At 58.0% G+C, this 23,648-nt stretch carries 21 protein-coding genes; 12 read left to right on the top strand and 9 right to left on the bottom strand.

Annotated features, from left to right (window positions below):
* Positions 1 to 79 precede the first annotated feature (79 nt).
* The 5 genes from OCA5_RS06440 to OCA5_RS06420 are packed head-to-tail and all read right to left on the bottom strand — an operon-like array spanning position 80 to position 4,707.
* Entirely contained in the window at positions 80 to 1,360 is a 1,281-nt protein-coding gene (locus OCA5_RS06440) for an ABC transporter substrate-binding protein (RefSeq protein WP_013912967.1), read from the bottom strand.
* A gap of 23 nt (positions 1,361 to 1,383) precedes the next feature.
* The gene (locus OCA5_RS06435; protein WP_012563938.1) at positions 1,384 to 2,091 is read right to left on the bottom strand and encodes an ABC transporter ATP-binding protein; all 708 of its coding nucleotides are present in this window, start codon (positions 2,089 to 2,091) and stop codon (positions 1,384 to 1,386) included.
* On the bottom strand, positions 2,088 to 2,840 hold the full coding sequence (locus OCA5_RS06430) for an ABC transporter ATP-binding protein (RefSeq protein WP_012563939.1): 753 nt from the start codon (positions 2,838 to 2,840) through the stop codon (positions 2,088 to 2,090). Before OCA5_RS06430 ends, OCA5_RS06435 begins: the two co-directional genes overlap by 4 nt.
* A 5-nt stretch (positions 2,841 to 2,845) precedes the next feature.
* Positions 2,846 to 3,856, bottom strand: a complete 1,011-nt coding sequence (locus OCA5_RS06425; protein WP_013912966.1) for a branched-chain amino acid ABC transporter permease — start codon at positions 3,854 to 3,856, stop codon at positions 2,846 to 2,848.
* Complete coding sequence (locus tag OCA5_RS06420) at positions 3,853 to 4,707, bottom strand: branched-chain amino acid ABC transporter permease (RefSeq protein ID WP_013912965.1); 855 nt, start codon at positions 4,705 to 4,707, stop codon at positions 3,853 to 3,855. The genes OCA5_RS06425 and OCA5_RS06420 overlap by 4 nt, the downstream gene beginning before the upstream one ends.
* Here OCA5_RS06420 and OCA5_RS19120 point away from each other — a divergent pair.
* From OCA5_RS19120 to OCA5_RS06405, 4 genes are all read left to right on the top strand, one after another.
* Entirely contained in the window at positions 4,706 to 4,960 is a 255-nt protein-coding gene (locus OCA5_RS19120) for a hypothetical protein (protein WP_148261422.1), read from the top strand. The two genes, OCA5_RS06420 and OCA5_RS19120, sit on opposite strands and share 2 nt — an antisense overlap.
* A gap of 346 nt (positions 4,961 to 5,306) precedes the next feature.
* On the top strand, positions 5,307 to 6,371 hold the full coding sequence (locus tag OCA5_RS06415; protein WP_012563941.1) for a carbon-nitrogen hydrolase family protein: 1,065 nt from the start codon (positions 5,307 to 5,309) through the stop codon (positions 6,369 to 6,371).
* On the top strand, positions 6,364 to 7,731 hold the full coding sequence (locus OCA5_RS06410) for a malonyl-CoA decarboxylase (RefSeq protein WP_012563942.1): 1,368 nt from the start codon (positions 6,364 to 6,366) through the stop codon (positions 7,729 to 7,731). Before OCA5_RS06415 ends, OCA5_RS06410 begins: the two co-directional genes overlap by 8 nt.
* Before the next feature lie 18 nt (positions 7,732 to 7,749).
* Entirely contained in the window at positions 7,750 to 9,276 is a 1,527-nt protein-coding gene (locus OCA5_RS06405; protein ID WP_013912964.1) for a malonate--CoA ligase, read from the top strand.
* 5 nt (positions 9,277 to 9,281) lie between these two features.
* Here the strand turns inward: OCA5_RS06405 and OCA5_RS06400 are convergent, their stop codons facing one another.
* Positions 9,282 to 10,235 (bottom strand): pyridoxamine 5'-phosphate oxidase family protein, encoded by a 954-nt coding sequence (locus OCA5_RS06400; RefSeq protein ID WP_012563944.1) that lies wholly within the window; start codon positions 10,233 to 10,235, stop codon positions 9,282 to 9,284.
* Positions 10,236 to 10,248: 13 nt separating this feature from the next.
* Positions 10,249 to 10,869, bottom strand: a complete 621-nt coding sequence (locus OCA5_RS06395; protein ID WP_012563945.1) for a glutathione S-transferase family protein — start codon at positions 10,867 to 10,869, stop codon at positions 10,249 to 10,251.
* Between the two features lie 104 nt (positions 10,870 to 10,973).
* Here OCA5_RS06395 and OCA5_RS06390 point away from each other — a divergent pair, with 104 nt between their 5' ends.
* Positions 10,974 to 11,888 (top strand): LysR family transcriptional regulator, encoded by a 915-nt coding sequence (locus OCA5_RS06390; protein ID WP_012563946.1) that lies wholly within the window; start codon positions 10,974 to 10,976, stop codon positions 11,886 to 11,888.
* A 47-nt stretch (positions 11,889 to 11,935) separates the two neighbouring features.
* Here the strand turns inward: OCA5_RS06390 and OCA5_RS06385 are convergent, their stop codons facing one another.
* Positions 11,936 to 12,640 (bottom strand): DJ-1/PfpI family protein, encoded by a 705-nt coding sequence (locus tag OCA5_RS06385; protein ID WP_012563947.1) that lies wholly within the window; start codon positions 12,638 to 12,640, stop codon positions 11,936 to 11,938.
* A gap of 202 nt (positions 12,641 to 12,842) precedes the next feature.
* Here OCA5_RS06385 and OCA5_RS06380 point away from each other — a divergent pair, with 202 nt between their 5' ends.
* On the top strand, positions 12,843 to 14,189 hold the full coding sequence (locus tag OCA5_RS06380; protein ID WP_013912963.1) for an aminotransferase class I/II-fold pyridoxal phosphate-dependent enzyme: 1,347 nt from the start codon (positions 12,843 to 12,845) through the stop codon (positions 14,187 to 14,189).
* Positions 14,190 to 14,387: 198 nt separating this feature from the next.
* Here OCA5_RS06380 and OCA5_RS06375 read toward each other — a convergent pair whose 3' ends face one another.
* Positions 14,388 to 15,779, bottom strand: coding sequence for a GGDEF domain-containing protein (locus OCA5_RS06375; RefSeq protein ID WP_012563949.1), 1,392 nt, complete (start codon positions 15,777 to 15,779; stop codon positions 14,388 to 14,390).
* A 368-nt stretch (positions 15,780 to 16,147) separates the two neighbouring features.
* Here OCA5_RS06375 and OCA5_RS06370 point away from each other — a divergent pair, with 368 nt between their 5' ends.
* The 6 genes from OCA5_RS06370 (at position 16,148) to OCA5_RS06345 (ending at position 23,598) form a co-directional block, all read left to right on the top strand.
* Entirely contained in the window at positions 16,148 to 16,519 is a 372-nt protein-coding gene (locus OCA5_RS06370) for a hypothetical protein (RefSeq protein WP_013912962.1), read from the top strand.
* A gap of 66 nt (positions 16,520 to 16,585) precedes the next feature.
* Complete coding sequence (locus OCA5_RS06365; protein ID WP_012563950.1) at positions 16,586 to 18,265, top strand: methyl-accepting chemotaxis protein; 1,680 nt, start codon at positions 16,586 to 16,588, stop codon at positions 18,263 to 18,265.
* Positions 18,266 to 18,646: 381 nt separating this feature from the next.
* On the top strand, positions 18,647 to 18,991 hold the full coding sequence (locus tag OCA5_RS06360; RefSeq protein WP_012563951.1) for an ArsR/SmtB family transcription factor: 345 nt from the start codon (positions 18,647 to 18,649) through the stop codon (positions 18,989 to 18,991).
* A gap of 106 nt (positions 18,992 to 19,097) precedes the next feature.
* The gene (locus tag OCA5_RS06355; RefSeq protein ID WP_012563952.1) at positions 19,098 to 19,301 is read left to right on the top strand and encodes a YgaP family membrane protein; all 204 of its coding nucleotides are present in this window, start codon (positions 19,098 to 19,100) and stop codon (positions 19,299 to 19,301) included.
* 59 nt (positions 19,302 to 19,360) lie between these two features.
* Complete coding sequence (locus OCA5_RS06350; protein WP_012563953.1) at positions 19,361 to 20,380, top strand: efflux RND transporter periplasmic adaptor subunit; 1,020 nt, start codon at positions 19,361 to 19,363, stop codon at positions 20,378 to 20,380.
* Positions 20,377 to 23,598, top strand: coding sequence for an efflux RND transporter permease subunit (locus OCA5_RS06345; RefSeq protein ID WP_012563954.1), 3,222 nt, complete (start codon positions 20,377 to 20,379; stop codon positions 23,596 to 23,598). Before OCA5_RS06350 ends, OCA5_RS06345 begins: the two co-directional genes overlap by 4 nt.
* The last annotated feature ends 50 nt before the right edge of the window (positions 23,599 to 23,648 follow it).

Below are 23,648 nucleotides of genomic sequence, written 5' to 3'. Positions count from 1 at the left end.
CCAGGGCTTTGTACTTCTTCACTTCGCTCGAAAACGCGACAGGTATTGCGGGCACTTAGACCCGCAACGCCTGGCCCAATCAGATCGCTGTCTTGGTGAAATCGTAACGCGGCGGAAAAACCTTGATCATCTCTTCCTTCGTCACCTTCTTCTTCACTTCGAACTTGCCATTCTCGACACGGGAAATATAGCAATCCACCATGCCGGAGTGATCTTCACGGCGCAGCAGCTTTTCTCCCTGCGGGTGGCCGAGAGAATTAGCCAGCTTGGCGCCTTCGAGGGCCTCAATCACCAATTTATCGTCCTTTTTCGTCTTCCACCCCGAAGCCTCGATCGCCTGCTTGATCGCGAAGACGTTCTCCCACGACTGCCAGGCATGGCTCTTGGCCATCACCCGCTTTGAGTTGGTCTCGCGCGCGTCGACATCGTCGATTCCCATGCGCTTGTTATGCTCACGATGGAATTCATCGTCCTTGTATTTGAGCACTCGCGGGAAATTCTCGACGATGTAAACGCCCTCGCCCGCCCCCTGAAGGTCGTCCGGTGCGATCGCTTCCATCGTTCCGCAGATCGAATACATTTTCATGGTCTTTTCCAGACCCATCGACTTGGCCTGGGTATAGAAGGCAACCGACTGTGCGCCGAAGAACACCGAGAACAGAACCTGCGTGTCCTGCGGAATCTTGGCGAGATAAGGCACCATGTCCTTCGCATCGAGCGGCACGAAGATCGGATCGTTGACCTTGCCGCCAAGCTTTTCGATGACTGCCTTGTGTTCCTGATAGTGACTGTGGCCCCAGGCGTAGTCCGGCGAGATAATCGTCCAGTTCTTGCCGAGATTCTCGAAGGCCCATGGTGCACCGGCCGCCGCCAGCGCATAGGTATCGGTACCGGTGCGGAAGGAATAACGGCTACCCTTGGAACCCGTCGCTTCGGTCGCCTCGCCCGCCGAGAAATAGACGGTCTTGAGTTCGGTCGCGACCGGAATAGCCGACAGCATGACGCCGGAATGCACCGAGCCGACGATAAAGTTCGCGCCGCTGCGCTCGATCAGAGAGCGCAGTTTGCGGGTGCCGATCGCGGGGTTCGATTCGGTGTCTTCCGTGACGAGTTCAACCTTACGGCCGGCAATCCCGCCCTGCTCGTTGACGAGCGCCACCGCGGCCTTCGCCGCCTTGTCGTGCCAGTATCCCCACGATGCAAAGCCACCGGTGAGTTCGCAGTGATTTCCGAGAATGATCGGGCCGCCGTCGCGAGCATAAAGATCGCGCGTCAGGCCAAGATAGGCAGTGCCCGCCGCTACGCCTCCAGACAAGGCATGGGACAGGAAGCTTCTCCGGTTCAGTCTGTATTTGCTCATGACATTCTCCATACCTTTTCGCTTCAGATCGATACGCCAAGATAGCGATGAACAGCCGAAGGATCGGCGGAAAGCTGCTCCGGTGTCGCCTCATGGACGACAACGCCTTTTTCCATGAGATAAATCCGGCTCGCGAGCTTGAGCGCGGTGCGCAGATTCTGTTCAACGAGGAGCACGGCAACGCCGCGGCTCGCGATGGTGGAAATCTCACGCCGGATTTCATTGACGAGCTTGGGCATGATGCCCTCGGTCGGCTCGTCGAGCAGGATCAACTTGGGAGAGCGCATGAGGCAACGCCCGAGCGCAAGGATTTGCTGCTCGCCACCGGATAACGTGCCGGCACTTTGGTATCGCCGCTCGAGAAGACGGGAAAACCGGCCATAAATGTAGTCGAGAATGGCGGGATCCGGTCGCTCGCGTAATCCGAGAAACAGATTCTCCTCGACCGTCAGATTCGGAAAGATACCGCGCCCCTGCGGCACGTAACCGATGCCCTGCCCGCTCACCCGATGCGCGGGCAGCCGCGCAAGATCATCGCCATTGAAGTGCACATGGCCGCTTTTGCGCGGAAGCAGGCCCAGGATCGCACGCAGCGTCGAGGTCTTGCCGACGCCGTTTCGTCCGAGCAGCGCAACGGTCTCGCCCGGCTGAACATGTAATTGAACGCCGCGCAAAACCGGGATGCGCCCGATCGAAGCCATAAGATTGACGACATCCAGAACCGGTTTCATTCAACTTCCTCCGGAGTGCCGAGATAGACTTCCTGAACCTTGTCGTTCTTGGCCACTTCATCCGGCGTGCCCTGCACCAGAAGGCGCCCCTGCGCCATCACGGTGATAAGATCGGCAATCTTGAAAACCACTTCCATGTCGTGCTCGATGAGAATGACATCGATCGTGCGCGCAAGCTTGGTGATGCGCTCGACCGTTCGCTCTGTCTCGCTCGGGCTCATACCGCAGATCGGCTCATCCAGCAGCAGAAGCGTGGGCCGATTCGCAAGCGCGAGCGCGATTTCGAGGAGCGCGACGTCGCCATACGACAGCGCACCGGCATTCGCCGAAGCAAGACGATTGAGCCCGGTCTCCTGCAGGATCTCGTCAACGCGCCGGCTGATGTCGCGATAGCCGCGCGCGGGGCGGAACGGGTTCGACACGCCTTCATTGGCAAAGACGGCGATCCGAATATTGTCTCTCACCGTCATGCCGCCGAACACACTTTTGATCTGCAGCGTGCGGGACAAGCCGCGCGCGACGATCTGATGCGGAGGCTTTCCGATCAGGTCCTCACCCTGAAAGAACACGTGGCCGGACGTCGCGGGCAACATTCCGGTCACAAGATTGAAGAGCGTGGTCTTACCCGCGCCGTTCGGGCCGATCACCGCATTGAGGATGCCCTTCGGAAAGCGGATGTCGATATTGTCGACCGCGGTGAGACCGCCAAAACGCTTGGTCAGACCCTGAATTTCGAGCGCCGTTTCCATGCCGCTTAGTCCGCCTGTGCCAGGGGTTCGATCTCGGAGTCCTCACGCCCCTCTTTGCTGCGCTCGCGCCGGCTGATCAGATCGTTAAAAATTCCGACGATACCGCGCGGCGCAAACATCACGACAAGGATGACAAGCGCACCGACTGCGATGAGGTAATTTTCCCAGATGCCGGAAATGACTTCGCGGAACAGGATCAGAAGTGCCGTGCCAACGAACGGCCCGAGCAGCGTTCCAGTACCGCCGACGATGCTCCACACCACGGCTTCGCCCGACACGTGATAAAACATGTAGGATGCCGATGCGTAACGGCCGAACAACGCAAACAGTGCACCGCCGACACCTGCAAAAAATCCGGCGATCACGAAAGCGATCCAACGCGTCAGGTAGACATTGATGCCAATCAGCGAGGCACGATTTTCGTTATCGCGCACTGCCGCGAATCGCATTCCGAGCGGGCTTGCAACGAGCAGCGCGAACGCAGCGAAGCAGGCGAAAACGATCATGTAGATGAAATAGAACTGCGTCACGCGGTCGGTCAGCGACAATCCCGCCGCCTCCCATAACGCCGGGGTGCTGAAGGACAGCCCATCATCGCCGCCGGTGATCGATTTCGCCGACATCGCGACGAAATAGAAGATCAACGAAAACACGACCGTGATGATTGCGAAGTAGTGCCAGGTCAGGCGAACGGCCACCGCCCCCGAAATGGCCGCCATCGCGCTTGCGGCTCCGACGCCGAGGAAGAAAGCAGGCCACAAACCAAGGCCGAAATGGCTGACCCCGATCGCAACGCCATACATGCCGAAGCCGAAATAAAGCGCCTGACCAAACGACAGCAGCCCGACGTAACCCAGCAGCAGGTTGACGCTGGCGGCGAGCAGCGACCAGATCATGATCTCTGCGATAACGTTGATCCAGAACAGGTTACCGGTCTGCTCCAGGATCAAGGGAGCGCAAGCCAGCCCGGCGGCTATGACGGCAACACCCGCCCATTTGATACGACCGGCCATCATCGCGTTGCTCCTGCAAACAGACCATTCGGCTTGAGCAGAAGAACACCGCTCATCACGGCAAGGGACGTGATCCGGGCCAGCGTCGGATCGGCAAAGCTGGATACGAGCCCCTCGAGCACGGCGAGCAGGATCGCCGCCGCAACAGTCCCCTTGAGATTACCGAGGCCGCCAATCACAACGGCCATGAAACTGACCGGAAGGATGTCGACACCGGTACGGAATTCGACGGTGGTGATCGGCGCAGCGATCGCACCGCCCAGAAGCGCCATCGCGGTACCCAGTCCGAACGTGAAAGCACAGACGCGTGTGACCGGAATGCCAAGCGCCGTCGCCGTTTCACGATCGTGGCGTACCGCACGTATCCACGTTCCGAGCCTCGTGCGGGACAGAAACAGGAAGAACGCGGCAATACACAGCATGGCGAACACAGCCGCGAACAGCCGATAAACGTCGTATTCGAGGCCGAACAGCGGAACGGTGCCGGGAATTGGCGCGGCCATGCGACGGGCCTGCGCGCCGAACGTCGCACGCACGGCTTCCTGCAGGATCATCGACAGACCGAATGTCGTGACGATGGTCAACGATGCGGCGCTGATGGTTGGCCGGATCACCAGGCGCTCGATGACAAGACCGAGTGCGAGGCCGATGAGCGGCACCAGGACAAGCGCAATCCAGAAGCCTGTCGTCCCCGCAATGACCAACGCCAGCACCGTGCCGACCATGAAGAAGTCGCCGTGCGCCACGTTGATAATGTCAAGAAGGCCGAAAATGATCGAAAGGCCGAGCGCAATCAGCGCGACAATCAATCCCCACACCAGGCCGTTAATTGTCAAGGCAATGACAAGATCCATGCGCTCCGCCCAAATTATCGTTTTGCAGGACCAGAAAGCTTCCGCCCGGCTTTTGACAAGTTTGCAACACTTGCCTGTCGGCGGAAGCAAGAAAACGTGCAAGTGCCTTTGCGCAAATGATATGTCGCATTCGCGTGCAGTTGCACAATGGATCATCACGGGCATGGTCGATGGACGGACCACCCCACTGATGAAGCGGCTATTGCTGCTTAATTCCGAAGTCAACAAAGCCTTTTTCGCGCTGCAAAATTGACGCTGTCGCATGACGCGAGAGTGCCGGCGAGATTACCGCTCAGACAAGACGATATGTCGCGGCGCACATACGGCTTTGCCGTTACACCAGACAGACCGCTCCCCAGTGACGTCTCAACCCGTCACCACACAGTATAATGTGGACCCTGAAGGACGACGATCATTCCACGCAAGAGATCGCAACGGCAGCTTTCGCACTCGCGCAACTCGATCGATGTCGTGAGGAGAAACACCTCTGCCGATACGCAAGATGCTTGCAACACGCCTTGCAAGATTCGGCATCATTGCTCCTGAACAGACGTGCTAGCCTCGATCACACGATAAAACAGAACACGAGGTTTCGGATCATGTCGTCGCTTGTGAAAGTTGCTGCGGTTCATGCCGCGCCAGTCTTTCTCGATCGTGCCGCTACCACGGCGAAGGCGATTTCAATCCTGCGAGAAGCGGCGAATGCAGGCGCGGAACTGGTCGCGTTTCCCGAAACCTACATTCCGGCGTTTCCGGTCTGGGCTGCTCTGTGGGCGCCGATCGATAACCACGACCTGTTCACGCTGATGGCCGAACAATCGGTGTCGCTCCACGGCCCCGAAATCGCGGCGCTGCGCCGCGAGGCACGCGCGCTCGGCGTGATCGTCTCGATGGGTATCAGCGAAAGCTCGAACGCGAGTGTCGGTGCGATCTGGAACAGCAACGTGCTGATCGGCAGCAACGGCGACATTCTCAATCATCACCGCAAACTCGTCCCCACCTTCTACGAAAAGCTGGTGTGGGCGGCAGGCGACGGCGCAGGCCTCAAGGTTTCTTCGACGCCCATCGGGCGGATTGGAAATCTGATCTGCGGCGAGAACACCAATCCGCTAGCCCGCTATACGTTGATGGCGCAGGCCGAGCAGATTCACATTTCAAGCTGGCCGCCGATGTGGCCAACCCGTCGGCCGAGCACCGGCGGCAATTTCAACAACGTTGCAGCCAACCGAATTCGTGCCAGCGCGCACTCCTTCGAGGCCAAAGCCTACGGTATCGTGACAGCTGGCTATATGGATGCCGCGATGCGCGATTTCCTCATTGCGCGCGACCCATCCGTCGTCGAGGTCATCGACCGTACGCAACGCGCTGCAAGTTTCTTTGTCGACCCGACAGGTGAAGCCGTCGGCGATCTGCTGCAGGATCAGGAAGGCATCGCCTATGCCGAGTTCGATCTGACCCGCTGCATCGAGCCGAAGCAGTTTCATGATGTCGTCGGCTATTATAACCGCTTCGACGTTTTCGATCTCACCGTCAACCGCAAGCGGCTGAAGCCTGCCACCTTCCTGGACATCGCCGAGACCCCGGCCGCTTCCGAGACGGATGAAAGCGGCGCGCTGGACGATGCGTCCTTCCGAAATGGTAACGGAGGAAGTCTTGATGCGTGAGACCTTCTTCGCCGATCTGCTTAGTCAGATTGCGGATCGAGGGCGTGCACTGTTTTCGGGAAGCCGCCAGGTCCCGCTATTAGGGCATCAGCCCGACATTCGCGATCTTTGCCATGCCCTGCTCTCCCGGCGGGGTGAAGCGTCCGGCGTAGCACTCGCCGACCAGATCCTGAGCATCTGGAGCCAGGGCGACAGCGAACAGAAGAAGCGTTTCCTGCTGGATCTCGTCGCCGATTTCGGCCCTTCGATCCCGCAGTTCGAAGCGGCGGTAGCGGCGTGGAAGGAACAACCTTCGGAAGCTGCTCTTCGCACAATTCATGCGGCCGCCGAGCCTCGTCGCCAGGAACTTATTCGCCGCCTCAATCTCGCGCCGGGTGGCACCCGCAGACTGGTTTCGATGCGCGAGGAAATCTTCGCTCATCGCAAGGCGCATCCCGAACTCGACGTTCTCGACGCCGATTTCGTGCATCTGTTCTCGTCCTGGTTCAACCGGGGCTTTCTGGTGTTGAGGCGGATCGACTGGACCACGTCCGCCAACATTCTTGAAAAGATCATCCGCTACGAAGCGGTGCACGCCATCCACGACTGGACCGAACTGCGGCGACGGATCGAGCCGGAAGACCGCAGGCTGTTTGCTTTCTTCCATCCTCAGATGACAGACGAGCCTCTGATATTCGTCGAAGTCGCGTTGACGCGTGACATTCCCGACAGTATCGCACCGCTGCTTGCGCCGGATCGTCAAGCTATCAGCACCACCGAGGCCGACACTGCGGTATTCTATTCGATTTCAAACTGTCAGGCCGGTTTGCGCGGCGTGTCGTTCGGGAACTTCCTCATCAAGCAAGTGGTTGAGGATCTGCGACGCGAGCTTCCCAATCTTCGCACGTTCGTGACGCTGTCGCCGGTCCCCGGTTTTGCCAAATGGCTCGACCGGCAACTGAGCGCCGCCCCGGCATGGCTGACGCCAGCCGATATAGACGCGCTGGAGAGTCTGCGGCAAAGCGGCGGAATTCATAACGATCAGGAGCGTACACGCCTCGCCACCACGCTGGACGGAGCAGCCGCACAATATTTCCTGGTGGAGAAGAACGACCACCAGAAGCCGATCGATCCAGTAGCCCGATTTCATCTCGGCAATGGCGCGAGGCTCGAGCGCCTCAATCCTTTCGGCGATACGTCCGCGAACGGCATCCGCCAGTCCTACGGACTGATGGTCAACTATCTCTACGATCTAAAAAGTATCGAGGAGAACCACGAGGCGTTCGCAGAAGCCGGAGAAGTGGCGGCATCATCCGCCGTGCGCGGAAAGCTGCGCCCTGCAACAGTCGAACGCAAGGACAACAGGAAGATCGTAGCGTAACTCAGGGCGGAAATAGTAATGACAGACGAAATGGCCAATCTGTATACGGCCTTCGTTGCGCGCTGCGCGAATCCGGATAAGACTTTCATCAAAACGCAAGACGGGCGCCGCATCCGTTACCGCGAGGCTTTCGATCTCGCCGGACAGATCGCCAATGTCCTGAAAGGCAACGGCGTTAAGCCGCTCGATCGTGTCGCGGTTCAGGTTGAAAAATCGGCCGAGGCCCTGATCCTGTATCTGGCGTGTCTGCGCGTCGGTGCAATCTATCTGCCGCTCAACACTGCCTATACATTGAGCGAGCTCGATTACCTCATCGGCGACGCCGAGCCACGCGTCGTAGTCTGCAGACCTGCATCTCATGACGCAATCCAGTTGCTCATGGCACGCCTGCCCGGCTCGTCGGTTCTCACCTTGGGAACGCAGGGAAGTGGCTCTCTGATGGAGGCGGCCCGGACTGCATCCACCAAGATTGATGCTGCACCGTGCGGCCCCGATGATGTCGCAGCCATCCTTTATACGTCCGGTACGACCGGCCGCTCAAAAGGCGCGATGCTGACCCATCGCAATCTCTACTCGAATGCGGCAACGCTGGCAGATGCATGGCGCTTCACGGCGGATGACGTTCTGCTCCATGCGCTGCCGTTGTTTCATACCCACGGCCTGTTCGTCGCCACCAACATCGTCCTGATGGCTGGCGCATCGATGATCCTGCTGCCGAAATTCGACCCTGTGGTCATCCGCGAGAAACTGCCCCAAGCCACGGTGATGATGGGTGTTCCCACATTCTATACCCGCCTGCTTCAGGAAGATTGGCTCGATGCGAAGACCGTCGCGCATATGCGGCTGTTCGTATCAGGCTCGGCCCCACTGTTGGCCGACACTCATCGGGAGTGGAGCGAGCGTACCGGCCACGCCATTCTCGAACGCTACGGTATGACCGAAACCAACATGATCACCTCCAACCCCTACTCCGGTTCGCGCATACCCGGAACAGTCGGCGCGGCACTTCCAGGCATCGAGGTTATCGTCACGGCCCCACAGACCGGCGTGCCTCTTCCGCATGGCGACGTCGGGATGGTCGAGGTGCGTGGACCGAATGTGTTCAAGGGCTATTGGCGAATGCCCGAGAAAACCGAGGCGGAGTTGCGCAGCAACGGATTCTTCATTACGGGCGATCTCGGCAAACTCGACGACAACGGCGTGCTCTCGATTGTCGGTCGCGGCAAGGACCTTGTCATCACCGGCGGCTACAACGTCTATCCCAAAGAGGTGGAAACCCAGATCGACGAGATCGACGGCGTCATTGAGAGCGCGGTGATCGGCGTGCCGCATCCTGATTTCGGCGAGGGCGTCACGGCCATCGTCGTCAAGGCTGCTTCCTGCAATCTGAACGAGAACGCTATCGTTCAGGTGCTGGATAGCCGTCTCGCCAAATTCAAGCTGCCGAAACGCATCATCTTTGTCGATGAGCTGCCACGCAACACGATGGGCAAGGTTCTGAAAGAAGCGCTGCGGGCCCAATACAAATCCATCTATACTGGATAGCCTGATTAGCTCGATGTATCGGCCAACTCGCGCACGGCAGACACAGGCAAGCTCATTCGCAACGGCAGCGCGTCCGCTCTCCTCACAATGCGCTCCGGCGTGAAGCGCCAGGCTCGCTCAGCACCTTCGAACGAGGCGCCTTCGCTGCAGGCGGTCAGCACTTCGACCCGCCCCGTCATCTGCAGTAAATCTCCGCTCCGCCAGTCCACGAACACCAATCCCGCGCGCGAGTTGGCAAGGAAATTGCCGAGCGTATTGAAGAACATGTTTCCTGCATAATCGGGAATCGTGAGCGTGTTGACGTCGATCCGAACAAAGCCGGCTCTGCCGCCACGATGCGAAACATCGACGCGCCGGCCCCGCTCAGCGTCGACATAAGACGCCACGAAGAACGTATCCGCGCGCAAGATCAATTCAACCGATGCGCCATCGAGGCACGGCAATTCTACGGTCGCGCCCACTCTGGTTATTGACGGATCGCGAGTGAACTCCAGATTTCGAGGCGTAATGAAGCGCGGGCAGTTGCCAAAGGATTCCTGCACCAAAACCTCGAACGCCTCGCTTCGGTTGCGCCGGACGATGCCATTCAGCCGATTGCGGCGGCGTGTCTCGAGCTGGATGCCCAGAAGAGCGATAGCGTCACCATCGTTCATGCCGCTGTCTGCCGGATCCGTCTGATCACGACCGATCTCGACACGCAGCAACGATGGATCGGGCGAATGGAGGAAGCCGGGAGTGCCTGCGCGGAGCGTCGCCCAAACGTCGCCACGCCCATCGACCGCTCCCAACACAATGAAGGGCAACTCTGCAAAGAAAAGGCGATGCTGGTCGATAAGGTGGCGGCGAATGACCCGCGGCCCCACGACGCCCATGCGATCGGCGACGCCGGCGCAGCGCTGCATATGCACTTCGCCAGCGTGCCACGGAGAGAGTTTATCGTCGTTGCCTGGATGTGACATACGTCACCTCCGATCAGGCTCCTGCCTCGAGGCCTGCTTTCGTTTTACGGAAGGGGAAAAATCCGGACAGCGCTTCGACCCGGCGGAGCCATGATCTGACATGACCATAGGCAGCCAGATCGACATTCCCTTCCGGAGCGCGGTCGATATAGCTATAGAGCGCGACATCCGCGATGCTTGGCTCGACCGTTCCCGCGATCCAATCCTTGTTGCGAAGCTCATCATCCATCACACGCAACAGGGCATGCGATCGCTCGATGGCTTCGTCCGCATTCATCTTGTAACCAAACACCGTGATAAGCCGCGCGGCACAGGGGCCGTAAGCGACCTTTCCTGCCGCAACCGAGAGCCAGCGTTGAATATTCGCGGCCGTAACAGGATCTTCGGGAAGCCAGTCTGTCGTCCCACTTTTTTTCGCGAGATAAACGAGAATGGCATTGGAATCCGCGATAACGGTGCCGTCGTCATCCAGGACAGGAACTTCGCCAAAACTGTTGAGGCGGAGAAACTCGGCAGTCTTGTGATCACCGGCGCGAAGATTAAGTTCGATCGGCTCGTAATCCATTCCGAGCAACGACAGAAAAAGCCGCGCGCGGTGTGAGTGGCCGGACAGTGGTCCATAGTAGAGTTTCATGGTATTTTTCCGGAGAATTATGCATGTACGAAAACAAGATATGCTCTGGTCATCTTTGAAATAATGGATGAAATGGGTATAACTTTATTTCTGGAAATGAAATAATGGATCGCCTCGATGCCATCCGGGTCTTCATTGCCGTTCTGGATGAAGGCAATCTGACCAAAGCCGCTCTACGCCTGAACCGTTCACCGGTGGCCGTGACACGTGCGATTGCATTTCTGGAAGCGGATGTCGGCACCGAACTGCTTCACCGCACGACACGGAGCGTCCGTGTCAGTGAAGCCGGTGAACGATACGCGGTCGTATGCCGTCGTATTTTGAACGATCTGGAGGAAGCTAATCTCGCGGCGGCGGGATTGCATTCCTCTCCCCGTGGCGTGCTGACCATTACCGCACCGGTCTTGTTCGGAACAAGAATCCTGCGCTCCGTCATTGATGATTTTCTGGAAAAGTATCCGGCACTCAGAATCCGGTATCTTCTTGTGGATCGTCAGGTCAATCTGGCCGAGGAAGGCATAGACGTCGCCCTACGAATTGGACATCTGCCTGATTCAGGATTGATAGCCACAAAGATCGGCAGCGTGCGCCGTGTTATCGCTGCCTCCCCCTCCTATCTGAAGGGTAGACCCGCAATTCGCACTCCGTCGGACTTGGCGGCGCATAACTGCATCTCGAACTTCGAACTTGGGCATGGTGAGGTCTGGACCTTCCCACCGAAGCCCGGGACGAAAGCCCACCGCAATGTGCGGCTGAAGCCTCGCCTGAGCGTCAACACCATCGAATCCCTGGTTCGTAGCGCGGCCGACGGGCGCGGTGTTGTCCGCGTGCTGTCCTATCAAATTGAAGAAGAAGTCCGGAAGGGCAAGCTACAGATATTGCTTAAGAGCGCTGAGCCGGACCCTCTACCCGTTCATTTGGTCGTGCCCGATGGACGAGCGGAGCTATCCAAAGTGCGGGCATTTATCGACTACGTCGCGCCCCGTCTCAGAAAGATGTTACGCACGCCTGCCGTTTAAAGCCCGCCTCCCCACACGAAATCAATTTCGTCGGGGTCAACCAATCCCTAGACCTTAATACCAAGCTGCGCGGAAATCTTCTTTGCGGTCGCAAGGCGATCCGCTGTCAGCTTGCTGACCGCATTGCGCGCGTTCTCCAACACCTGCTTGGGGGCACGATCCGGAGTCCCTGCATCGAACGGCGGTTCAGGCTGATACTGCATGTAAAGCTGAATTTGCTCCGCCGCAGGCTGGCCGCGCAGCAAAGCGGCCACATGCAACGCACCATCAATTCCGGACGTCACGCCGGCAGCGAAGACCCAGTTGCCGTCAATCACAACACGCTGGTCCACCGGCGTCGCGCCGAAGTACGGCAGGAGATGGTGAGACGCCCAATGCGTTGTCGCCCTTTTGCCTTTGATCAAGCCGGCAGCACCGCAAAGCAAGGCGCCCGTGCAGACGGAAAATACATACGTCGCCTTTGATGCCTGCTTGCGGATGAAGTTGAGAGTCTCCTCATCTTCCATCAATGCCTGTTGCCCCGGGCCGCCCGGCACGTGCAGAACGTCCAGATCGGGAGCCTCGTCGTAGGTCATATCGGCAACGAGGTTCAGCCCGTGAAAGTCCTTAACCGGGCTCTTGGTCTTCCCGACGACATGCAGCGTCGAATTGGGAATAGCCGACAGAACCTCAAAGGGGCCGGTAAGATCGATCTGGTCGAGACCTGGAAACAGCATCGATCCGATCGTGAGGTGCTTGTCCGGTGGAAGCATGGTGCTTCTCCTGTTGCGGCGGTTCGGCTTCCGGTTGGTTCTAGCAGACAAATAACCTGCATCAAGACATAAATAGATCAAATTATATTTTGTCTGGACAATTCTCAAGAAACTCGAGATTTTGTCATAGAGAGCGTTCGGAACAGTGGCGTTACTCGATGGGTCTCACGACTCGCTCCTCTCCAGCCAAGAGATGTCAGCAATGGCAAAGACATTATCCGTGCAAACAAAGCCAACCGCCTCTGATGGGGTCGTCACCGGCCGGACAGCTATGCAGATCATGAGCAGTCTCGAGGCCGCCATTCGACGCGGCACCTTTGCCGCGGGCGAAGCCCTCCCGCCGATCAGGACATTGGCAGACAAACTGGGCGTGAACCGCAATACCGTTGCCTCTGCCTACCGACAGCTTTCCGATGCCGGCCTTATCGAAGGGCGTGGGCGCCAAGGCAGCCGCGTGGCAACTCCCGGTATGGGCGCCACGAAACCCCCTCCTTTCATTTACGATATGGGAGCGGGCAACCCCGACCCTCAGCTTCTTCCCGACGTTTTCGGAGCCTTGCAGCGCTGCCAATGGCGCCACCGCGACTACGACGACGCCCCCGATGAACCGGCGCTTCTCGAATACGCCACTCAGCAGTTTCGCCAGGACAGCATACCCATCGGCGATATCTGGATCTCGAACGGCACTTTCGACGCCATCGCTGTCGTCTTACGGGCAACCCTTCCGAAAAGATCCCCGATCGCCGTCGAAGACCCCTGCTTCATGACAACCTTGGGGTTATTGCGCGAACTCGGCTACCAGCCTGTTCCGGTCGCGGTCGACGATGAAGGCGCGATTCCTCAATCTCTCGACCAGGCGCTCAAGAGCGGCGTTAAAGCTGCCATCCTGACACCGCGCGCACAAAACCCTTACGGCGGCTCATGGTCGACGGCCCGCCAAAAAGAGCTTGCAGCAGTCATCGCACGCTACAAGGATGTCCTCATTATCGAAGACGACCATTTTTCAGCACTCTCACAATTTAAACCCGTCACACTGGTCTCGGACGATCGCCCCAATTGGGGCGTCATCCGGTCAGTCTCGAAATACGTCGGCGCTGATATGCGTCTCGCCTTTGTAAACTCCAGCAAAGAGCTTGGACCCAAGGTCATTGGATTGAGCGCGTTTACCTATCGCTGGGTCAGCAGCATTCTTCAGAAGACGTTGCTTGCGACAACCAGCGCAGCCGATTACGAGGCAACGATACGCAAGGCCTCAGAGCTGTACAAAAAGCGGCGGGAGACCTTCGTTCAAACGCTCGCCAAGTTCGGCATCGAGAGCCACGGAGCAGACGGCATCAATGTCTGGATTCCAGTCGAGCACGAACAGTTCACCGCCCAACGGTTGATGGAAGCCGGATGGATCGTCAGAACTGGATCGATCTTCAGGCTGAACAGCCCTCCGGGAATCCGATTGACCACAAGTACAATCACCAAATCGCAATCGGTCGAGTTTGCAAAACTCTTATCCAGCATTCAGCAACACGGAGCACGCGTGCAGCGTAGCGCTTAGTGTTACGTCAGACGAAAAAACGGACTGACGAAGATGCACCTGAGCATTGTGCTCAGGTGCATCTCCGGCAAGCGGCGACAAAATAAGAAATTACGCCTATAAATGCCTATACATAATGTGGATCTGAAATTCGCAGCTAGCAAGACTAATAAAAATACCGCCGTCAAAAAATACGCCAACATGAGCTAATGAAATCGCTCACGGATTGGAGTGCGGAGTATCGCGCTTTATCTTCTTCTCCTCCAACAAGACACGCTGCGCCCGGTTGACCAGTTCTCGAGGATCGGGATGACCGTCATATTCGACAACCCCTACGCTGAGTGAGCAGTCCAGCACCGTTTCCCCGTTCACGCTGAAATGGGTCGTTGCATATCGATCCGTAATAAATTTAGCGAGCTGCTTTGCAGCCAATAGATTCGCCTCGACATAGACGACCAAAAACGTCTCGCGCCCCATACTGAAGACGCTGTCGCTTGTGCGGGTCGAGTCAAAAATCAGTTGCGCGGTGCGCTGAACAATTATGTCACCGCCCGTCTCGCCCAAACGGGATCGCAGCTGATCGAATCGATCAATCTCGATCATCAGCACTGAAAATGGATGAGTCGACACCTTCTGCGCGGTGATCTCCGCGGAGATCACCGTGTTGACGAATTTCCGATTGAGAAGCTGCGTCAACGTATCGCGCGCACCCTGCGCCTCCAGCGAATTGTCGAACAAGAGAGCGAGGAGTGAATTGATTTCACCAATTGCCGCTTTGATCTTCCGTAAATAATCGATCCGCTGTTGAGGCGGAGAAAACGTCACCAGTTCAGAAATCTGTTCGACATTCTTTATAGCATCAATGAGCCGCTCGTACTCGGAGGAGCGATCAAACAATAAAATGGCACGATGAAATACCCACAAACCAAAATCTGATTGCGATATCGGAACAAAAGTAAGAGGGCTCGTGCCCACCTGTAGGGTGAAAAAGAACGACTGAGCCCACTCTGAAAGAGATGCGCGCTGGCGCTCACGCTCCGTCACGAGATTTTGGCCCAAAGAAAAGAGCCGAAATGCTTCATCCGACCGTACGCTTCGCTCAGAGCGATCAATGTAAGCGCACGTCATCACGTCGAAACCGAGATCGAGCAAAGCAGAGACAAAATAGATAGCGGCAGAAAGGTCTTCACGCGACAGGCGCGTTCCGCGCAGGCTGATGATAATATTTCGCTTCAGCTCGCGAAAACCTCGCGATACCAATCGCTCCGGCACCTTTATACGCGCATGGACCCAGCCAACCTGCTGCTGCCTCCGGATAAAAGACTTGGCTTCAATGCCATCACGCTTGAACAAGTCATCGAGCCACTCCTTCATCGCTCGATGGAGGCGCTCATTCACAAGTTGATGGTCGAGGAAAAAATGCGCGCCCGGCTGATTAATCACCACATCATAAAATTGATCGGTGAACTCGGCAGATGTCCGCCTAATAACGTCGTAGACAGTAGTCCGAACGCTGGAAGGTGTGACGCGATAGACTTCCTTTAATTCCGCTTCGATCGCCTCCATTTCCTCGGAGGCGCTCAGATTCTCACTTTGATTCTGCGTATTCACTCATGCCTACTCCTCGATGCGGTTTGAGAAATTATTTAAAATATATTTCAAACGTATCTAATCGTCTCTCAACTCAACTAAATGTTTTGTTTACTCCGGTTAATTCTCTTAATGAAGTGGCATCTCCTACTCGCCACCCGCCAAGCCCACGGTATCTATTTCCCGCTGATCTATCGCCGCTTTTAGGCGCGCTGTTAATCTAGATGAACGCACTCTTTAATTTTCTTAACCTTCCTTAACAAAATCCTAAAATCGGCAAACTGGCTCTCAGCCGCGAAACTTAACGCTGTTTGCGTTTTCTAGGCCTCGTTGTTCCGCTCCTTCCTGCGGGACGACATGCGGCACACACAGCGAGGCAGAGCCATTTCATGACTGCGACTATCTTTAATTTTTTAGCCAAGAGAAACGACGCGTCCGACCACATCCTTCCGCAATCTGCCTTCCCCAACAACCAAACCCTCGGTTCGCTGGTCGAAGGGCTCAACGCGCTGATGCAGGAGCTCGAGCACTTCTACCTGGAGATGGAGCACGTCCTCTCGGAGGGGGCTATCTCCATTGAGGATCAAAGCTCTCTGCGACACAGCCAGATCAGCGTCGTTACTGACATTCAAACAGCAAACAGAACCCTCTGCTCGCTTTTGCAGGAACTAGCTCCTGCGAACACCGCGCGCATATCGGATCCAGCAGAAACCGCTCTGCCGCCTTCAACTTCGATCCCCTCTCAAACTTTCCCGAGCTGAAGCCGTCACTCCACTCTCCAGTTTTCTCGAAAATTCCCAAACGCCATAGAATCACAAGGAACAGCAATGTTTTCTCGTAAATCTCACACTGACTCTCATGCGCAAATCGAAGCGATCGGTCAGTCGCACACCATCATCGAATTCAACATGGATGGCCTGATCATCACAGCCAACAAGAAATTTCTCGATACGTTCGGCTGCAGCCTCGAGGATATTCAAGGCAAACATCATTCGTCGGTTCTGCCGGCCGACCAGCGTGATGATACCGAATACAAGGACCTGTGGGCTGCATTGAAGCGCAGCGAATCCCGCACCATCCGGTGCAGGCGGTTGACCAAGGACGGTCGCGAGCTTTGGATCGAAGCGTCCTACAACCCAATTATGGGTCGCGATAAGCGGTTAAGCGGAGTGGTGGAAATTGCGACCGACATCGCACAGAAACAGAATTCCAACAGAAAAGAGACTACAAAACTCGATGCCATCAACAAAACTCAAGCGGTCATCGAATTCGATCTGGATGGCACCATTCTAACCGCCAACCAGAATTTCCTTGATGCGCTCGGCTACACGCTTGGCGACATTCAAGGCAAGCATCACAGCATGTTCGTCTCATCATCGGAGCGCGACACCGATGCGTATCGTGAGTTCTGGGCCAAGCTTAACCGCGGAGATTATGTCAGCGGCGAGTTCAAGCGCATCGGGAAAGGCGGCAAGGAAGTCTGGATCCTTGCGTCCTACAATCCGATCATGGACGAGAAGGGGCGGCCTTTTGGGGTCGTAAAATTCGCCACGGATGTGACCGCCAGCAAGTTGAAGAACGCCGATTTTGCCGGGCAGATCGAGGCGATTGGCAAGTCACAGGCCGTGATCACATTCAATATGGACGGCACGATTGTCACCGCCAACGAAAACTTCCTGCATGCCGTCGGTTATACTCTTCCGGAAATCCAGAACAGGCATCACAGCATCTTCGTCGATGCTGACGAGCGAAATTCCGACTCCTATCGTGAATTCTGGACGGCGCTTAATCGCGGCGAATATAAATCCGCAGAGTTCAAGCGGATCCGCAAGGATGGTAAGGAGATCTATATCCAGGCTTCCTACAACCCCATCCTCGACCTCAACGGCAAGCCCTTTAAGGTCGTCAAATACGCCGCAGACGTGACCCGGCAGGTTCTCGTCCGGATTGGCAATGAGCGGGTCAGGTCCATGATGGAGTCGGTTGCGGCAGGCTCCGAAGAACTCAGCGCATCGGTTCGCGAGATCTCGGAAGCCATGGTCAAATCACGCAGCACAGCCACGGGCGCGGTCGAACAAGTTGTCCTCGCGGATACGCAAGCTCTTCGTCTGACGGAAGCAACCCAATCGATGAGCGGGATCGTTCAGCTCATTCACGACATTACGGGTCAGATCAATTTGCTGGCTCTGAATGCCACGATCGAGTCCGCTCGCGCTGGCGAAGCGGGTCGCGGCTTTGCCGTGGTCGCGTCGGAAGTCAAGAATCTTGCCAATCAAGCCAAGCAGGCAACCGATAAAATCGCCGCTGAGATCGATAGTCTCAATGGCATCTCCAGCGACGTGGTCGCGGTGCTGAGTGCCATAAAGACTGCGATCAACAATGTCAGCGAGTATGTCACGTCCACCGCGGCGGCCATTGAAGAGCAGAGCGCCGTGACAAACGAGATGTCCAACAGCATTCAACATGCCGCCGCTGAGGCCTCCAAAATTGCTTCCGGAGCAGCATAACCACCTTTGCCGGGATCAAGTCGGGAGACATAATTTGTCTCCAGAATAACGAGGATGATCCCAGGCTACCGACCTTGTGTATGACCCGAGAAGTCGGGTCATACGCTCCCTAGGAAGCAACAAGGCAACGCACCGGCCTGCCGACTACCTCGCTAGTTGATGTTCTCAGACCGACAGCCACGAGTAGGACGCCATCACCAACAGGCTGTTCTGCGGCAGGTAAAGCCTCCTGAGGCATCGGGACCGAATTCGGCCAAAGCCTCTTCAATCCAATCATATTGCGCGTCACGTAGTCGGTGTTCCGCCCCGCTCGTGGCGAGGCAGCACGTGCGTCCCGCTTTAGCACTTGCTATATATTCAAATATTCGTATATTCGTAAATATGAATATTAAATCGAAGATCGACCCGGAAGCGATGCGCGTGGCCGCCGACGAGGCCAGCACGCTGTTGAAGACGCTGTCCAACCAGCACCGTCTCCTCATCCTCTGCCAACTCGTTGGTGGCGAGAAGTCGGTCGGCCAACTCGCGGAGTTCCTCGACATCCGCGATTCCACAGCATCGCAGCATCTATCGTTACTGCGCCGCGATGGCATCGTTGCCAGCCGCCGTGACGGCCAGACCATTTGGTATCGCATCTCCAGCGAGCCTGCGCTCCACATTATGCAGGCTCTCTATGCGGAATATTGCACTGGATCAAAGTCGAGAGACGGCAAGAGGCGATCATGAGCCGCACGACCATTGCAAAGCTCTCGAAGCATTACGGACGAAGGCTGATCCATAAGAGGACGCCGCCCCTCCGCAAATCGCCACCCTGTTCACAAGGAGTAGAGCAATGACTATCGATCGTGCCGTTATGCTGTTTGCCGGCTTCATGGTGCTGTTGTCGCTGGCGCTCGGCTTTTACCTCTCACCCTATTGGTACCTTTTGGCGGCCTTTGTCGGCGTGAACCTCATGCAAGCGTCGATGACCGGTTTCTGCCCCGCAGCCAGAGTCTTCAAGATGCTGGGCGTAAAAAGCGGATGCGCGTTCGACTGATCGCCCACGCTCGGCGAGCGATAGTCAGCGCACGGCTCCGTTTATCTGAAGGAAGCACCATGCCTCGCGGCATCAGCTTTGTCTGCCTCACGGCGTTGACGTTGCTCTCCAGCGCCGCGTCGGCAGCGGCCGAGTATGTGGTTCGGCCCATCGCCGTGCCGGATATGAAGGCTGTGTTCGGCCAGGTCGAAAGCCGAAGGGTCGTGCCAGCGCGGGCGCGCATCGGCGGTTCGCTACGCGAGATCAAGGTCAGCGAAGGCACGCAAGTCAAGGAAGGCGAAGTTGTCGCCATCGTTGTGGACGACAAGCTCGCGCTCGAATTGAACGCCGCCAACGCCAAGATCGAGGCGCTCAATGCGCAGCAGGAAAATGCACGCGCCGAATTTGAACGGGCACAGCAGCTTCTCGCCCGCGGCGCGGGGACCCAGGTTCGCCTCGATCAGGCCAGGATGCAGCTCGACGTCGTCGTTAATCAAGTTGCCGCCGCACAAGCCGAGAAAACTGTCATCGAGCAACGGGCTCGCGAGGGCGAGGTGCTCGCTCCGGCGGACGGCCGCGTGCTGACCGTCCCGATCACGCTCGGATCGGTGGTGCTTCCCGGCGAGGAGATCGCGCGTATCGCCAGCGGCCGTTACTACCTGCGGCTGTCTTTGCCCGAGCGACATGCTACAGAGATCAAACAGGATGCCCTCGTACGCATTGGCCAGCGTGGGCTTTCACCCGCCGCCAGCGGCAACATCGCCGAAGCACGGCCGGGCCGCGTCGCCAAGGTCTACCCGGAAATCACGAACGGCCGCGTCATTGCCGATGTCGATGTCGACGGCATTGGCGATTATTTCGTCAACGAGCGCACGCTGGTGTGGATTCCGGTCGCGCAACGTTCGGTACTCGCCGTTCCGCCACAGGTGATCGTGACACGCCACGGCATCGACTATGTCCGCGTCATCACGGATGACGGACCGATCGAAATCGCCGTAATCCTCGGTGAGACGATTGGAACCGATGACGGCTCGCGCATTGAAGTGCTGACCGGGCTGCGCGACGGCGACCGCATTTCCCTGCCGGGCGGCAAGCCATGAAGCTCGGAATCGCTGGTCACCTCACCCGTGCCTTCATCGCCTCGCCGCTGACGCCGCTATTCCTGCTCGCAGCGTTTGCTCTCGGGCTGGTTGCCCTCCTCACGCTGCCGCGTGAGGAAGAGCCGCAGATTTCGGTGCCGATGGTGGACATCCATGTCGAGGCCAACGGGCTCAAGGCGGAGGATGCGGTCAAGCTCGTCACCGAGCCACTCGAGACCATCGTCAAGAGCATCGATGGCGTCGAGCACGTCTATTCGCAGACCGAGGACGACGGCACTGTCGTCACTGCGCGCTTTCTCGTCGGCACCAGCGCCGATGCCGCGATTCTGCGCATCCACGAGAAAATCCGCGCCAATATGAATCGCATCCCGGTCGGCATCCCGGAGCCGCTGATTGTCGGCCGCGGCATCGACGACGTCGCCATCGTCGTCGTGACGCTGACGCCAACACCGGCTGCTGCGGAACGGTGGACCGCGAACGACCTCACTCGCCTCGCCCGCGAGCTTCAGGTCGAAGTGCTCAAACTGCCCGACATCGGCCTCACCTATATCGTCGGCGATCAGCCGGAGGAAATCCGCGTTGAGCCAGATCCAGAGCGGCTGTCGCTCTATGGCATCACGCTGCAGCAGCTCGCAGCCAAGATCGCCGGCGCCAACCGCTCGTTCCAGATCGGCCGGGTGCGCGAACGTGGCGAACAGCGCACGCTCATGGCCGGCCAGACCCTGCAATCGCTCTCCCAGATCGGCAACCTCTTACTGACGACGCGCGACAGTCGGCCGGTTTACGTGCGCGACGTTGCCACTGTCGTGCTCGCCACCGAGCCGAACGAGGCGCGGGTGACGAACATCCGCAAGACGGCCGTAGGCCTGCAGCGCGCGCCCGCCGTGTCGCTCGCCGTCGCCAAGCGGCCTGGTACCAACGCTGTGGTCATCGCCCATAATATCGTGGAGCGGCTCGAGCAGGCGCGTGGCCAGATCTTCCCGGCCGAGGTGGAGATGTCCGTCACCCGCAACTATGGCGAGACGGCGAACGAGAAGGCCAACGAACTCCTGTTCCATCTCGGCCTGGCGACCGTCTCGATCGTGATCCTGGTCGGCTTCGCCATCGGCTGGCGCGAGGCGCTGGTGGTGGCGGTGGTGATCCCGACCACCATCCTGCTCACGTTGTTCGCATCGTGGATCATGGACTACACGCTCAACCGTGTCAGCCTGTTCGCCTTGATCTTCTCGATCGGCATCCTGGTCGACGACGCCATTGTGGTGATCGAGAACATTGCCCGCCACTGGGCGATGAACGACGGACGGCTACGCAGGCAGGCCGCAATCGAAGCCGTGGCCGAAGTCGGCAACCCCACCATCGTCGCGACGCTGACGGTGGTTGCCGCATTGCTGCCGATGCTATTCGTTTCCGGCATGATGGGCCCCTATATGAGCCCGATCCCTGCAAATGCCTCGGCGGCGATGCTGTTCTCCTTCTTCGTCGCCGTCATGCTCACACCATGGCTGATGGTGAGATTTGGCGGCGGCGCGCCTACAGCCGCGCACGAGAGCCAGGGTGGCTGGCTCGGCCGCGCCTATGTCAAAGTTGCCGACCCTATTTTGCGTACGAAGAAGCGGTCATGGATCTTCTTGATTGCCGTCGGAATCGTCACCCTCGCCTCGCTCGGGCTGTTCTACACACAGCACGTCACCGTCAAGCTGCTGCCGTTCGACAACAAGACCGATCTTCAGGTGGTGGTCGATCTGCCCAAGGGTTCGTCGGTTGAAGATACCGACCGGGTGCTGCAGACGATGGTTGAACGGCTTGCAGGCGTCACGGAGGTGGTCTCGTTCCAGACCTACGCTGGCAGCGCCGCGCCGTTCAACTTCAACGGCCTCGTGCGTCACTATTATCTTCGCTCACAGCCGCAGCAGGGCGATATCGCGGTCAATCTCGCACCCAAGGGCGAGCGCAGCCGCACCAGTCACGATATCGCACTCGATCTGCGGACGCGGCTGAACGGCCTGCCGCTTCCCGAAGGCACCATTGTGAAAGTGGTCGAGCCGCCACCAGGCCCGCCCGTGCTCGGCACCCTGCTCGCGGAAATCTATGGCCCCGATCCGGAGACACGGCGCGCGGTCGCCGCCAAGGTGCGAGAGACGTTTGCAAGCGTTCCCTTTATCGTCGACATTGAGGACAGCTTCCGCAACCGGCCTGAGCGCGTGCGAGTCAGCATCGATCAAGACAATCTTGAATATTACCGTGTCGAGCAAGGCGACGTCTACGATACGATCCGTACGTTCGGCAGTGGCACAACGGTCGGCTACTCTCATCGCGGCGGTGGGCGCCAGCCCATCCCGATCCGCATCGCACTTGGGAAAAGCGAGCGCGTCGTCAACCCGCGCACCTTGACGACGCCAGTACCGGCGAATGCATTGCCCGGTGACCGTGCGATCGTCGAACTTGGAGACGTCGTCTCGGTGACGCGCGAGCGGGCCTCCTACCCGATCTTCCGGCACAACGGCCGCGCCGCCGAGATGGTGACAGCCGAACTTGCCGGCACGTTCGAGGCACCGGTCTACGGCATGCTCGCGGTATCCGACGCCATCGCCCGAGCCGACTGGGGTGACGTTCCGAAACCGGTCATTGCGTTGCACGGCCAGCCTAACGACGAACAGCACCCGACGCTGTTATGGGACGGCGAATGGGAGGTCACCTGGGTGACCTTCCGCGACATGGGTGCAGCATTCGCGGTCGCGATCCTCGGCATCTACATCCTCGTCGTTGCGCAATTTCGCTCATTCACCCTACCGCTGGTGATCCTGACACCGATTCCGCTCACCTTCATCGGCATCATGCTCGGCCACTGGTTGTTCGGCGCGCCGTTCACCGCGACCTCGATGATCGGCTTCATCGCGCTCGCCGGCATAATCGTGCGCAACTCCATTCTGCTGGTGGATTTCATCCGCCATACGCGAACACCCGGACGGCCGCTGGTCGAAGCGTTGCTGGAAGCCGGCGCCATCCGCTTCAAGCCGATTCTTCTCACGGCGCTCGCCGCCATGATCGGTGCGGCTGTGATCCTTACAGATCCGATCTTTCAAGGGCTCGCCATCTCACTGCTGTTTGGCCTCGCATCCTCGACGGCCCTGACCGTGATCGTCATCCCGGCGATCTATATTGTGCTCAGGGGAGAACGGACTTTGCGACAAGAACCTGACCGCCTTCCCAAGGCGTGACAAATATCAAAGGCACGGCCTCAGAAACACAACGCATCGTCGTGCGTTAG

This window comes from Afipia carboxidovorans OM5 (genome assembly GCF_000218565.1).
GTDB lineage: Bacteria > Pseudomonadota > Alphaproteobacteria > Rhizobiales > Xanthobacteraceae > Afipia > Afipia carboxidovorans.
This window is presented reverse-complemented; position numbering and strand designations above follow the sequence as displayed.

What these genes read in the sequence shown, in the direction of transcription:
- OCA5_RS19120 (WP_148261422.1), top strand. Translation starts at nt 4,706, where the DNA reads ATGCGCTCCGCCCAAATTATCGTTTTGCAGGACCAGAAAGCTTCCGCC.
- OCA5_RS06355 (WP_012563952.1), top strand. Translation starts at nt 19,098, where the DNA reads ATGACTATCGATCGTGCCGTTATGCTGTTTGCCGGCTTCATGGTGCTG.
- OCA5_RS06345 (WP_012563954.1), top strand. Translation starts at nt 20,377, where the DNA reads ATGAAGCTCGGAATCGCTGGTCACCTCACCCGTGCCTTCATCGCCTCG.
- OCA5_RS06410 (WP_012563942.1), top strand. Translation starts at nt 6,364, where the DNA reads ATGCGTGAGACCTTCTTCGCCGATCTGCTTAGTCAGATTGCGGATCGA.
- OCA5_RS06365 (WP_012563950.1), top strand. Translation starts at nt 16,586, where the DNA reads ATGTTTTCTCGTAAATCTCACACTGACTCTCATGCGCAAATCGAAGCG.
- OCA5_RS06420 (WP_013912965.1), bottom strand. Translation starts at nt 4,707, where the DNA reads ATGGATCTTGTCATTGCCTTGACAATTAACGGCCTGGTGTGGGGATTG.
- OCA5_RS06370 (WP_013912962.1), top strand. Translation starts at nt 16,148, where the DNA reads ATGACTGCGACTATCTTTAATTTTTTAGCCAAGAGAAACGACGCGTCC.
- OCA5_RS06380 (WP_013912963.1), top strand. Translation starts at nt 12,843, where the DNA reads ATGGCAAAGACATTATCCGTGCAAACAAAGCCAACCGCCTCTGATGGG.
- OCA5_RS06385 (WP_012563947.1), bottom strand. Translation starts at nt 12,640, where the DNA reads ATGCTTCCACCGGACAAGCACCTCACGATCGGATCGATGCTGTTTCCA.
- OCA5_RS06425 (WP_013912966.1), bottom strand. Translation starts at nt 3,856, where the DNA reads ATGATGGCCGGTCGTATCAAATGGGCGGGTGTTGCCGTCATAGCCGCC.
- OCA5_RS06415 (WP_012563941.1), top strand. Translation starts at nt 5,307, where the DNA reads ATGTCGTCGCTTGTGAAAGTTGCTGCGGTTCATGCCGCGCCAGTCTTT.
- OCA5_RS06405 (WP_013912964.1), top strand. Translation starts at nt 7,750, where the DNA reads ATGACAGACGAAATGGCCAATCTGTATACGGCCTTCGTTGCGCGCTGC.
- OCA5_RS06430 (WP_012563939.1), bottom strand. Translation starts at nt 2,840, where the DNA reads ATGGAAACGGCGCTCGAAATTCAGGGTCTGACCAAGCGTTTTGGCGGT.
- OCA5_RS06435 (WP_012563938.1), bottom strand. Translation starts at nt 2,091, where the DNA reads ATGAAACCGGTTCTGGATGTCGTCAATCTTATGGCTTCGATCGGGCGC.
- OCA5_RS06390 (WP_012563946.1), top strand. Translation starts at nt 10,974, where the DNA reads ATGGATCGCCTCGATGCCATCCGGGTCTTCATTGCCGTTCTGGATGAA.
- OCA5_RS06440 (WP_013912967.1), bottom strand. Translation starts at nt 1,360, where the DNA reads ATGAGCAAATACAGACTGAACCGGAGAAGCTTCCTGTCCCATGCCTTG.
- OCA5_RS06360 (WP_012563951.1), top strand. Translation starts at nt 18,647, where the DNA reads ATGAATATTAAATCGAAGATCGACCCGGAAGCGATGCGCGTGGCCGCC.
- OCA5_RS06395 (WP_012563945.1), bottom strand. Translation starts at nt 10,869, where the DNA reads ATGAAACTCTACTATGGACCACTGTCCGGCCACTCACACCGCGCGCGG.
- OCA5_RS06350 (WP_012563953.1), top strand. Translation starts at nt 19,361, where the DNA reads ATGCCTCGCGGCATCAGCTTTGTCTGCCTCACGGCGTTGACGTTGCTC.
- OCA5_RS06400 (WP_012563944.1), bottom strand. Translation starts at nt 10,235, where the DNA reads ATGTCACATCCAGGCAACGACGATAAACTCTCTCCGTGGCACGCTGGC.